The organism is Mesocryomonas fontinalis (assembly GCF_055730125.2).
Window position 1 is genome coordinate 153,377 of the sequence record NZ_JBUZWG020000001.1, and the last position, 11,969, is coordinate 165,345.

The 11,969-nt window shown below is 67.1% G+C and carries 11 protein-coding genes; 9 read left to right on the forward strand and 2 right to left on the reverse strand.

From position 1 onward, the window contains the following. Nucleotide 1 precedes the first annotated feature (1 nt). Nucleotides 2-991 carry an ABC transporter ATP-binding protein gene (locus tag ACZL02_RS00745; RefSeq protein WP_472938290.1) on the reverse strand — a complete coding sequence of 330 codons (990 nt, stop codon included), beginning with the start codon at nt 989-991 and terminating at the stop codon, nt 2-4. 238 nt (nt 992-1,229) lie between these two features. Here ACZL02_RS00745 and ACZL02_RS00750 point away from each other — a divergent pair, with 238 nt between their 5' ends. Together ACZL02_RS00750 and ACZL02_RS00755 are read left to right on the forward strand one after the other, a co-directional pair. Then, complete coding sequence (locus ACZL02_RS00750) at nt 1,230-1,949, forward strand: FCD domain-containing protein (RefSeq protein ID WP_496258381.1); 720 nt, start codon at nt 1,230-1,232, stop codon at nt 1,947-1,949. A 210-nt stretch (nt 1,950-2,159) separates the two neighbouring features. Then, nucleotides 2,160-2,900, forward strand: coding sequence for a GntR family transcriptional regulator (locus tag ACZL02_RS00755; RefSeq protein WP_472938292.1), 741 nt, complete (start codon nt 2,160-2,162; stop codon nt 2,898-2,900). A gap of 193 nt (nt 2,901-3,093) precedes the next feature. On the opposite strand, the gene ACZL02_RS00760 is transcribed toward ACZL02_RS00755, so the two are convergent. Further along, complete coding sequence (locus ACZL02_RS00760) at nt 3,094-3,522, reverse strand: nuclear transport factor 2 family protein (RefSeq protein WP_472938293.1); 429 nt, start codon at nt 3,520-3,522, stop codon at nt 3,094-3,096. A 114-nt stretch (nt 3,523-3,636) separates the two neighbouring features. Here ACZL02_RS00760 and ACZL02_RS00765 point away from each other — a divergent pair, with 114 nt between their 5' ends. The 7 genes from ACZL02_RS00765 (at nt 3,637) to ACZL02_RS00795 (ending at nt 11,894) form a co-directional block, all read left to right on the forward strand. Beyond that, on the forward strand, nt 3,637-4,920 hold the full coding sequence (locus ACZL02_RS00765; RefSeq protein ID WP_472938294.1) for an amidohydrolase family protein: 1,284 nt from the start codon (nt 3,637-3,639) through the stop codon (nt 4,918-4,920). A gap of 50 nt (nt 4,921-4,970) precedes the next feature. Next, entirely contained in the window at nt 4,971-5,759 is a 789-nt protein-coding gene (locus ACZL02_RS00770) for a transporter substrate-binding domain-containing protein (protein WP_472938295.1), read from the forward strand. A gap of 312 nt (nt 5,760-6,071) precedes the next feature. Next, nucleotides 6,072-6,740 carry an amino acid ABC transporter permease gene (locus tag ACZL02_RS00775; RefSeq protein WP_472938296.1) on the forward strand — a complete coding sequence of 223 codons (669 nt, stop codon included), beginning with the start codon at nt 6,072-6,074 and terminating at the stop codon, nt 6,738-6,740. Between the two features lie 58 nt (nt 6,741-6,798). Further along, the gene (locus ACZL02_RS00780; protein ID WP_472938297.1) at nt 6,799-8,016 is read left to right on the forward strand and encodes a cysteine desulfurase-like protein; all 1,218 of its coding nucleotides are present in this window, start codon (nt 6,799-6,801) and stop codon (nt 8,014-8,016) included. Further along, on the forward strand, nt 8,016-9,425 hold the full coding sequence (hydA, locus tag ACZL02_RS00785) for a dihydropyrimidinase (protein ID WP_472938298.1): 1,410 nt from the start codon (nt 8,016-8,018) through the stop codon (nt 9,423-9,425). The genes ACZL02_RS00780 and hydA overlap by 1 nt, the downstream gene beginning before the upstream one ends. Nucleotides 9,426-9,728: 303 nt before the next feature. After that, a complete protein-coding gene (locus ACZL02_RS00790) occupies nt 9,729-10,751 on the forward strand; it encodes a sulfate ABC transporter substrate-binding protein (protein ID WP_472938299.1) in 1,023 nt (340 codons plus the stop codon). A 321-nt stretch (nt 10,752-11,072) separates the two neighbouring features. Further along, nucleotides 11,073-11,894, forward strand: coding sequence for a flagellin (locus ACZL02_RS00795; protein WP_472938300.1), 822 nt, complete (start codon nt 11,073-11,075; stop codon nt 11,892-11,894). Nucleotides 11,895-11,969 lie beyond the last annotated feature (75 nt).

Genomic DNA, 11,969 nt, shown 5'->3' on the forward strand with positions numbered 1-11,969 from the left:
GTCAGGCGGCGGCGAGGGCGACTTCGTCCCGCCGCGCCCAATGGATGTTGCGGCTGTCGCCGAGGGCTGCCGGCGCCGGGTAGAACTGTTCCTCGGGGATGACGGCGGTGATCTCGCCGCCGTCGGTCGTCGCGAGCACCACGGTCACGGTCGCGCCCTGGTACTCGACGCCGCGGACCTCGCCGAGGAGGGTGCGGGTCGCCTCGCCGCCGATGCCGAGGCGCACCTTGTCGGCGCGGATGGTCAGCGGCTGGCCCTCCAGGGTGACGACGTTGTGGCCGCCCATGAAGCGGGCGACGAAGGCGGTGCGCGGCCGGTGGAAGACGTCCTGCGGTGAGCCGGACTGCTCGATCTTGCCGTCCTTCATGATCACCACAAGGTCGGCGAGCGCCATCGCCTCGTCCTGTCCGTGCGTCACGTGCAGGAAGGAAATGCCGAGCTCGCGCTGCAGCCGCTTCAGCTCGGTGCGTACCCTCAGCCGAAGGAAGGGGTCCAGCGCCGAGAGCGGCTCGTCGAGGAGGAGGATGCCGGGATCGGTGACGAGGGCCCGGGCGAGGGCCACCCGCTGCTGCTGGCCGCCGGAGAGCTGCGCCGGCATGCGCTTGGCGAACTTGCCGAGATCGACCAGCTCCATCACCGCGCCCGCCTTGGCATAGCGCGCCGCCTTGTCCTGTCCGCGCATCTTCAGCGAGAAGGCGATGTTGTCCTCCACGGTGAGGTGCGGGAACAGCGCGTAGTTCTGGAACATCATCGCCGTGCCGCGCTTCGACGGCGGCAGCTCGGTGATGTTGGCGTTGCCGAGGAGGATGTCGCCGGCGCTGGCGATCTCGTGGCCGGCGATCATTCGCAGCGTCGAGGACTTGCCGCAGCCGGAGGGGCCGAGGAAGCAGCAGTAGGTGCCGGCGGGAATGCGCAAGTCGATCCCATCGACGGCCACGGTCTCGCCGTAGCGCTTGGTCACCTGCACCAGTTCCAGTCTGCCGTCGTCCATGCTCGTTCCCTCAGCCTTCCCTCCTTCTATGCATCGGCCGTGCCAGATCGGCTGCGGGCGGTGCGTCCGGCCTTCGCGGCCGTCGCTCGAGGGCTGCAAGGGCTTGGCTGAGCGCTTGCAGGGCAACCGGGCGCGTTGAATCCCATCATTGTGTACAATTATTGTGCACGAATAAGCTTTGCCCTCCGGAGGGCGCTCTGGCATCCTTTGGTTCTGCGGCAACGAGAGGCGGGCGGGCATGGCAAGGAGCGGGTCGGACATGCGGCAGGCGGGCGGCGAGGCCTCATGGCAGCCGGTGCGCGACGGGCTGCACGAGGCGATCATCCGCCACCGCCTCGATCCCGGTGCCAAGCTGGTCGAGGACGAGATCGCCGAGGCTTTCGGCGTCAGCCGCACCATCGTGCGCACCGCGCTGCAGGCGCTGGCGGGCGACGGCATCGTGGTGATCGAGCGCAACAGGGGCGCGAGCGTCGCCCGTCCGCAGCCAGAGGAGGCGCGCGAGATCTTCGAGGTCCGCGCTCTGGTCGAGCCGCGCATCGCCGGCCTGGCGGCGCTGAAGATGACGCCGGCCGCCGCCGCCGGGCTCGCGGCCTGCATCGAGGCCGAGCACGCGGCGATCGCCGCCGACGATCCCGGCGAGGCGGTCTACATCTCCGCCGATTTCCACCGCCTGATCGCCGGTATCGCCGGGCATGGCGTCCTCGCCGCCATCGTCGGCGACCTGCTGTCGCGTTCCTCGCTGGTGGTCGCGCTCTACTGGCGCCGGCCGGAGGCGATGTGCGCAAGCGGCGCCCATCACGCGCTGCTCGGCGCCCTGTCGGAGGGAAACGGCGACAAGGCGGCCTCGCTGATGCGCCAGCACCTGTTCGACCTGCTGGCCGGCCTCGACCTCTCGCCGCGCCCGGCACGCCGTTCCAGCATCGCCGACGCCATCGCCGTGCCGCGCCGCGCCGGCTGACCGGCAGGCCGGCCCGCGTCGCCGCATCTGGTGCGCTGGCTGTGCAAGATGAAAGCAGTCTGGCGCAATTATATGCATACGAGTAAGACGTGAAAGTGCATGCACTATAGGCAGGGCTTCGTGCTATCGGCGCGGCGGTGTCGCGGCATCGTTGCCAGCACGGCGTGGCCGGCGCTATCTGGCGCGGACCGGACGGGAAAGCGAAGCGTCATGCAGCAAGGCGGCGACATCACCAGAGCCTCGGCCGACAAGGTCGGCACGATCTGCCGGGCGATCCGGCGCGCCATCCTCGAGCGGGCGCTCGCCCCGGCCGACAAGCTGCCGGAGGACGCGCTCGGCGAGCGCTTCGGCGTCAGCCGCACCATCGCCCGCCACGCGCTAGGCCAGCTGGCATCGGAGGGCCTGGTCGAGCTTCGCCGCAACCGCATGGCGGTGGTCGCGACGCCTTCGTTCGAGGAGGCGCGCGACGATTTCGACATCCGCATCGAGCTGGAACGGCTGGTGGTCAAGGCTCTGGCCGGCCGCCTGACCGCCCGGCAGATCGCCGATCTGGAGGCGCACGTCTCGGCCGAGGAGGCGGCGCGCGGCGGACAGGAAGCGAACTCGATCCGCCTCGCGACCGAGTTCCACGTGCTGCTGGCCGAGATGTCGGGGAAGACGGTGCTGATCCGCTATGTCCGCGAGATCGCCTACCGCTCCTGCCTCGCGCTCTCGACCTTCGGGCGCCCGCATTCCTCGGAATGCGCCGTCAACGAGCACCGGACGATCATCGAGGCGCTGGCCTCCGGCGACGCCGACCGGGCGATGGCGGCGATGGGCGAGCATCTCGAGCTCGTCGCCGGCCGGGCGCTCCTGACCGCGCCCGAGCCGCGCGGCCGCGACCTGATGGACATCCTGGCGCCGTACGCGGTGGCGGAGGCGGCCCCGCCGAAGCGGCGCGTGGTGAAGTAGGGCGGCAGAGCCTGCGCATGCGACCGTTGCGGCCTGCGCCCCCCTCTGGCCTGCCGGCCATCTCCCCCTCGGGTGGGGAGATCGGAAGCTGCGGCGCCGGCAGTTAGCTGATCTCCCCCCTGGAGGGGGAGATGCCCGGCAGGGCAGGGGGGGGCAAGCTGCCGCTGGTTGAGCCCGATCGAAGCGTCGAGATTTACCGCCGCAGCGACGGCTCGAGGATCCATTCGGCGCTGTCGTTCCAGACGTCCATCTTGACGATCATCCCGTCCCGCACGACGAAGCGGTCGACGTAGCGGTTGTGGTCGAAGGGCGTGCCGTCCGGCCATTCGCCGTAGAGATAGCCGGTCGAATACACCACCGTCTCGCCGTCCCCTGGCGCGACGTCGAAGCGCAGCATCCGCTTCTTCACCCAGGCGTAGCGGCCGGCATTGACCGAGGTCGGCCCGCGCGGATGGTCGAACTCGCGCCCGCCGGTGAAGGTGATGGTGCAGCCGGGCGCCATGTAGGCGGCCGCCGCATCCGGGTCGGGAATCATCGAGGCTTCCAGGTAGTCGCGGACGATCGCGGCATCGGCCGAGAGGGTGGTTCCCGGGATCGCATCGGGGGTGGAAAGCGCGGACATGGGATTTCCTCTTCACAGCGGGCAAAATCAGTCATACAGTTTGGCCCAGAAAATGCATGCAGAATAAATGCGCAGTCTGGTCGGGATGTGTGCAGACGTCTCTGGGATCCTCTCATGCTAGCGAAGCCCTTCGATCTTGTCCTCCACCACGCCGCGCTCCGCGGCGTCGAGGGCCTGCGCGATGTCGGCGTCACCGGCGAGCGGATCGCGGCGATCGCGCCGACACTGCCGCCCGGCACCCGCTCGGAGGATCTCGGCGGCCGGCTGGTCATCCCCGGCTTCGTCGACAGCCACATCCATCTCGACAAGTCGTGCCTGCTCTCCTGCTGCGGCCCCGGCGACCTCAAGGACGCCATCCGCACCGTCTCGGCGCTGAAGCAAGGCTTCACCGTCGAGGACGTCCGCCAGCGGGCCGAGCGGACGCTGGAGAAGGCGATCCTGCAAGGCACGATGCACATGCGCACGCATGTCGAGATCGACCCGCGCATCGGCCTGCGCAGCCTCGAGGCGATCCTCGGCCTGAAGCGCGACTATGCCTTTGCGATCGACCTCGAGATCTGCGTCTTCCCGCAGGAGGGTATGACCAACGATCCCGGCACCGAGGAACTGCTGGTCGAGGCCTTGCAGCAAGGCGCCGACCTCTTGGGCGGATGCCCCTATACCGACAGCAATCCGGCGGCGCAGATCGCGCGTCTCTTCGCCATCGCCGTGCGGTTCGACGTCGATCTCGACTTCCACCTCGACTTCGACCTCGATCCGAGCGGGAGCCATATCGGCGAGGTCTGCCGCCAGACGGTGGCGCATGGCTGGGGCGGCCGGGTCGCCATCGGCCATGCGACGAAGTTGTCCGCCATGGGTCCCGCGGCCTTTCAAGCGGCGGCGTTGACGCTGGTGGAGGCGGGCGTTGCCGTCACGGCGCTGCCGTCGACCGATCTCTACCTCGGCGGCCGCGACCGCCTCGCCGACAGGCCGCGCGGCATCGCCCCCGTGCATCTCCTCGCCGAGAGGGGCGTCACCGCCTCGCTCGCCACCAACAACGTCCTGAACCCGTTCACGCCTTTCGGCGACGGCTCGCTGCTGCGGATGGCCAACCTCTACGCCAACACGGCGCAGATCGGGCCCGCCGGTTTCGACGGTTGCCTCGACCTCGTCACCACCGATGCTGCGAAGCTGATGCGGATCCCGCACTACGGCATCGCGGTCGGCCATCCCGCCGACCTCGTGGTGCTCGACGCGCCCGATGCGGTGCTGGCGCTGGCCGAGATCGCCGCGCCCTTGATGGGCTTCAAGCGCGGCCGCCAGACCTTTGTCCGCCCGCTCGCGCGGCTGCTGAGGCCAGGCGAGGCGGTGCCGGCGCCGGAAGGCGCGATGCCTCACCTCTTTGCCGCGGAGAGTTAAGCTCCGCCGACCCCTTCCACCCCCGCCGCCAACCCCAACAGGAGACTTTCATGCGCCGATCCATCCTCCTTGCCGCCACGCTCGCCGCCGCCTTCGCCGGCCCGGCACTGGCCGAAACCCTCACCGTCGGCGCCAACATCGGCAACGTCCCCTGGGAGTTCCAGGACGAGAAGTCCGAGACCGTCGGTTTCGAGATCGACCTCGTCAAGGAAGTCGCCTCGCGCCTCGGCTATGACGGCGTCGAGTTCTCCAACATCCCGTTCTCCGGCCTGTTTTCGGCCGTGCAGTCGGGCCGCGTCGACGCCGCCGTGTCGTCGATCACCATCACCAAGGAGCGCCTGAAGTCGGTCTCCTTCGCCCAGCCGTATTACGACAGCGACCAGTCGCTCTCGACGCTGAAGACCTCCGACGTGAAGGGCACGACCACGCTGAAGGGCAAGACCGTCGGCGTCGACACCGGCTCGACCGGCGACATCTACGCTACCGCCCACCAGGCCGAGTTCGGCATCGCCGAGATCCGCCGCTTCGAGGGCCTGGCGCCCGCCATGCTCGACCTCGGCAATGGCGGCATCGACGGCTACATCTCCGATATCCCGGCGGTCGCCTACTACATCAAGGACAAGCCGCAGTTCGCGGTCGTCGAGCGCATCAAGTCGGGCGAGCAGTACTCCATCATGTTCGCCAAGGAGTCGCCGCTGACCGCCAAGGCCTCGACCACCATCACCGCCATGAAGAAGGACGGCTTCATCGCCAAGCTGCACGAGAAGTGGTTCGGCGTGAAGGCCGAGGAAACGACCAGCACGGTGGCGGTTGCCGATACGCCGAAGACCACGGACTGATCGGTTGGGGCCGGGTGCGTTCATCCGGCCCCGTCCTTCGATGTCACCGTTTCGGCATGGGTCCCCGGGGCCAAGGCCCCGAGGATGACGACTTCGAAGGATGGCGTCCTTCATCTCCGCAGACGATAGCGCCAACCTTTGCGGCCAGAAGGGAAGGGCGTTACCTCCTCAGGCTCGTCATCCTCGGCCGCAGGCCGGGGACCCATGCCGCGTCTCTTCCCCCGCCGCTCCGGTGCCGGCATGCCGATCGCCGCCAGATGACGAAGCGTGAGGGGCGAGGCAGAGTACACCTGAACCAACCCGAAAGCCGGCATGAACATCATCACCACCTTCTTCAACGCCGACGTCCTCTGGCGCACCTATCCGCTGCTGCTGGACGGGCTCGTGCGCACCATCTGGCTCGGCGCGCTGTCGATCGTGCTGGGGCTGGCCGGCGGGCTCGCGCTGGTGCTGGTGCGGCTCTATGCGGCGAAGCCCCTGCGGTTTCTCGCCATCGTGTACATCGACGTGTTCCGGGCGTTGCCGGTGCTGGTCTGGCTGGTGATCGTCTACTACGCCTTTCCCTTCGTCGGCATCCGCTTCTCGCCCTTCGTCGCCGCCTGCTTCGCGCTGACCACCGTCTCGGCCGCCTATGCCGCCGAGATCTTCCGGTCGGGCATCGAGGCCGTGCCGCGCGGGCAGTTCGAGGCGGCGCGGGCGATCGGCCTGTCGCCTTGGCTGGTGATGGCGAAGGTCGTGCTGCCGCAGGCGATCCGCATCGTCATCCCGCCGCTCACCAACAATTCGATCAACGTCATGAAGGACACCGCGCTCGCCTCGGTCGTCGCGCTGCCGGATCTCCTGAAGCAGGCGACGCAGGCGCAGGCGCTTTCCGCCAACCCGACGCCGCTGATCGGCGCGGCGATCCTCTATCTCCTGCTGCTGCTGCCGCTGGTGCGCCTGGTCTCGCGCTTCGAGCACAAAGGCGACCGCCGCGGCTGATCCAGCCTCTTTTCCAAGACCCTCATTCGGCGCCCACGCGCCCGACAAAGGTACTGCCATGACCCTCGACCTCGATTTCGTCCGCCACCAGTTTCCGGCCCTCTCCAGCGAGTGGGCCTATATGGACAATGCCGGCGGCAGCGCTGTGCTGTCCCGCGTCGCCGCGCGCATCTCCGACTATCTGCTGACCACGCACGTCCAGACCGGCGCGAGCTACGGCCCGAGCCAGGAGGCGACACGGCGCGTCGGCGAAGTGCGCAAGGCGTTCGCGACGTTCATGAATGCCGATCCCGGCGAGATCGTCATGGGCCCGTCGACGACGATCCTGATCCGCTTCCTGTCGGAGGCGATGACCGGCAAGCTGCAGCCGGGCGACGAGATCATCCTGACGAACACCGACCACGAGGCCAACATCGGCCCCTGGCTGAAGCATGAGGCGCGCGGCGTCGTCATCAAGTTCTGGAAGTGCGATCCCGAGACGTTCGAGCTCGATCTCGCCGATCTCCAGGCGCTGATCACCGACAGGACCAAGCTCGTCTGCGTGACGCACGCCTCGAACATTCTCGGCACCATCAACCCGATCCGCGAGATCGCCGACATCGCCCATGCCGCCGGCGCCGAGGTCTGCGTCGACGCCGTCGCCTACGCGCCGCACCGCGCGGTCGACGTCCAGGCGCTCGGCTGCGACTACTATATCTTCAGCGTCTACAAGGTGTTCGGGCCGCATTTCGCGGTGATGTTCGGCAAGCGCGACAAGCTCTTGGAACTCGACAACATCTACCACTACTTCTTCGACAAGAGCCGCGTGCCGCACAAGATCGAGCCCGGCAACATCAACTACGAGCTGGCCTGGGGCTCGATCGGCGCGGTGGAGTATGTCGAGGAACTGGGCGTCCGCACCGGCGCGTCGCCCGGCCGCGTGGCGATCGAGGCGGGTTTCCATCAGATCGCCGAGCAGGAGCGGGTGCTCACGGCGAAGCTGATGGACTTCCTGCAGAGCCGCAATTCGGTGCGGATCATCGGCCGCGCCTCATCTGCCATCGAGGACCGCGTCTCGACCGTCAGCTTCACCGTCGGCACGGAGAGCTCCAAGCGCATCGTCGAGGCCGTCGACGACGCCAAGGTCGGCATCCGCTACGGCGACTTCTATGCCAAGCGCATCGTCGAGGAGCACGGCCTCGGCGCCACCGATGGCGTCGTGCGCGTCTCGATGGTGCACTACAACACGCTGGAAGAGGTCGACCGGCTGATCGCGGCGCTGGAGCCCAGCCTCTGATGCTCGACCTCGTCATCTCCGGCGGCACCGTCGCCACCGCGTCCGACACCTTCCTCGCCGATGTCGGCATCCGGGACGGCGTCATCGTCACCCTCGGCCATGACCTCGGGCCGGCGCGCGAGACCATCGACGCGACCGGCAAGTTCGTGCTGCCGGGCGGCATCGACAGCCATGTGCACCTCGCCCAGCCCTCGGGCGAGGGCATCGTCATGGCCGACGGCTTCGAGAGCGGCACCCGCTCGGCGCTCTACGGCGGCAACACCACGGTGCTGCCGTTCTGCCTGCAGCAGAAGGGCGAGAGCCTGCGCGAGGGGCTGAAGCGCTACCATGCGCTGGCCGAGGGCAATTGCTACACCGACTTCTCCTTCCACCTCATCGTCTCCGATCCGACCGAGGCGGTGCTCGGCCAGGAGCTGCCGGCGCTGGTCGCCGACGGCTACACCTCCTTCAAGGTGTTCATGACCTATGAGGGGCTCCGGCTGAACGATGCCGAGATCCTCGCGACCATGGACGTCGCCCGCCGCACCGGCGCGCTGGTCATGGTCCACTGCGAGAACGAGGACGCGATCCGCTACCTCATCGGCCGGCACGAGGCCGAGGGCGAGGTGCGCCCGCGGGCGCACGCTTCGACGCGGCCCGTGGCGGCCGAGCGCGAGGCGACGCACCGGGCGATGTCGCTCGCCGAGATCGTCGACGTGCCGGTGGTCATCGTCCACGTCTCCAACGGGGCCGCGATCGACGAGATCCGGCGTGCGCGGGCGAGGGGCCGCAAGGTCGTGTCGGAGACCTGCCCGCAATATCTCACTTTGACGGCAGCCGACCTCGAGGGCATGGACTGGGAGGGCGCGAAGTTCGTCTGCTCGCCGCCACCGCGCGATACGCAAGAGCAGGCGGCCTGCTGGAACGGGCTGGAGGACGGCGTCTTCGACCTGTTCTCCTCAGATCATTGCCCGTTCCGCTACGACGATCCCGCGGGCAAGCTGAACCCGAAGGGCGCCAAGAATTTCCGCCATATCCCGAACGGCATTCCGGGCGTCGAGACGCGGCTGCCGATCCTGTTCTCGCAAGGCGTGATGGCCGGCCGCATCGACCTGCCGCGCTTCGTCGCGCTGACCTCGACCAACCATGCGAAACTCTACGGGCTGGAGAAGAAGGGCCGCATCGCCATCGGCTGCGACGCCGACATCGCGATCTGGGACCCGGCGGTCAAGCGCACCATCCGCCATGCCGACCTGCACGACGGTGCCGACTACAGCCCGTACGAGGGCATCGAGATCACCGGATGGCCGGTGACGGTGGTGCTCGGCGGCAAGGTCATGCTGCGCGACGGCGTGCTGGAGGGCACGAAGGCCGATGGCGCCTATGTCAGCCGCAGCCTTTCCAGCCTGACGGCGGGCAAGGCCGTTTAGAGCGCCGCGCGTGCGTTCGCACGCACAAAGGACGCTCTAACTCCTTTAATCTACGCATCGGACTGTCCGTAAATCGATTCCGATTTTCGGGCCGATGCTGCAGCACCGGGACCAGGCCGGTCAGTGCCAGCGCCCCCGCGGAATGAAATTCCTGCGGGGGCCGGTAAAACAGAAAGTTTAATATCGACTGTTTCGGTAGATTGACTAGTCTCGGGGCCAGAGATCGCGTTTGGCGCGGCACCCTCGCAGGACACTTCCCGTCCGTTTCCCCCCGGCCGAAATCCGGCCGCCGAAAGGAGATCCATGTCCCGATCGACGACGCTTCTCGCCGCCCTCGGCCTGTCGCTGGCCTTTGCGCTGCCGGTGCTGCCGGCGGCCGCGCAGCAGACCATCCTCAACGTCTCCTACGATCCGACGCGCGAGCTCTACAAGGATTTCAACGCCGCCTTCGCCAAGCACTGGGCCGCGGAGGGCCACGATGCCGTCGCCATCCGCCAGTCGCACGGCGGTTCCGGCGCCCAGGCGCGCACGGTGATCGACGGGCTCGATGCCGACGTGGTGACGCTGGCGCTGGAGGCGGACATCAACGCCATCGCCGAGAAATCCGGCAAGATCAACGCCGACTGGCGCGGCCGTCTGCCGAACAACAGCGCGCCCTACACCTCGACCATCGTCTTCCTCGTGCGCAAGGACAATCCGAAGGCGATCAAGGACTGGGGCGACCTCATCAAGGACGGCGTCGAGGTGATCACCCCGAACCCGAAGACCTCCGGCGGGGCGCGCTGGAACTACCTTGCCGCCTGGGCCTGGGCGAACCAGCAGTACGGCGGCGACGCGGCCAAGACCAAGGAATTCGTCGGCCAGCTCTACGGCCACGTGCCCGTGCTCGACAGCGGCGCCCGCGGTGCCACCACGACGTTCGCCCAGCGCGGCATCGGCGACGTGCTGCTGGCCTGGGAGAACGAGGCCTTCCTGACTCTGGAGGAGCTTGGCGCCGACCAGTTCGAGATCGTCGTGCCGTCGATCTCGATCGTTGCCGAGCCGCCGGTGGCGGTGGTCGACAAGAACGTCGACGCCAAGGGGACGCGCGAAGTCGCCGAGGCCTATCTGAACTATCTCTACTCGCCGGAAGGCCAGGCGATCGCGGCAAAGCACTTCTACCGGCCGTTCAAGCCGGAGCTCGCGGCGAAGGAAGACATCGCGCGGTTTCCGCAGGTGAAGCTCATCAGCATCGACGACAAGCTGTTCGGTGGCTGGGCCAAGGCGCAGCCCGAGCATTTCGGCGATGGCGGCACGTTCGATCAGATTTACAAGCCGAAGGGCTGAGCCGAGCACGGCGCGGACATAGTCCTGCGCTTTCGATGTAAGGGACTGGAATCACAGCGATTCCGGTCCCTTTTTCATGGCGCGGACTTGGCTGTCCTGCGCCGCTGCCGATATCGAGGTTAAGTTTTACTGAAACAGAAAGCACGAATTTTCAGGAGCGCCCAAACCAACAATAAACCAAATATAAGTAGCCAAACACCGAAAGAGCGATTCATTCAAATTGTCGATAGCTAGCAATGAGATCGTTCAAAGAATAGCTGCATAAGTATCCCTGCAAGCAACGAGCACAACGCTTCTGCGGCACTCACGGGGAAAACTACAATGGTCAGCATCAACAACACCGCCGGTAACTCTGCAGTTCTCGCTTCGCTCCGCCAGATCAACAAGGACATCGCGACGAACCAGACCCGCATCGGTACGGGTCTGAAGATCAACAATTACTCCGACAACGCTGCGCTCTTCACCACCGCCCAGAGCATCCGCAGCAACGTCAAGTCGCAGGACACGCTCTCTGCGAATATCGGCCTCTCGAAGGCCCGTGCCGATGCCGCCGGCGCCGGCCTGGACAAGATCAGCGACATTCTCACCAAGATGGCCGATGTAGCCTCGTCGACGACCTCCACCTCCACAGCCGCAGAGGTCTCCGCAGCGTCGAGCAAGATCGCTTCCTACCTGACCCAGGTCACCGCGCTCACCGCGTCCTCGGGCTTCCAGGGCACCAACCTGCTCAAGGGTACCGCAACCGAAACGGTCAAGTTGTCGACCGAGACCGGCGCGTCGATCGCCTATGTCGGCACCGATCTCGAGACCGGTACGGCCTATGCCGCGCTGAAGACCGCTGCAACGGCTGCGGCGACAGGCGCCGACATCGCCGCGCTCTCGACGAAAGTCACGGCTGCCCTTGGCGAAGTCGTCGGCCTGCAGGCTAGCGTCTCGTCCTTCTCGGAAATGCTCGGCTCGCAGCTCGACTTCCAGACCACGCTGAAGAGCATCAACGAGAACGCGCTGAGCTCGATCGTCGACGCCAACCTCGAGGAAGAGTCGGCCAAGTCGACCGCCCTGCAGGTCAAGCAGCAGCTGGCCTACCAGGCCCTCTCGATCGGCAACTCGTCGGCCCAGAACGTCCTCCGTCTCTTCCAGTAAGAGACCGAGCTTCCCCTTAAGCCGCGCGGGCGACCTCGCGTCTCCCCGTCGCGACCAGCACATCGCGGCTTAACC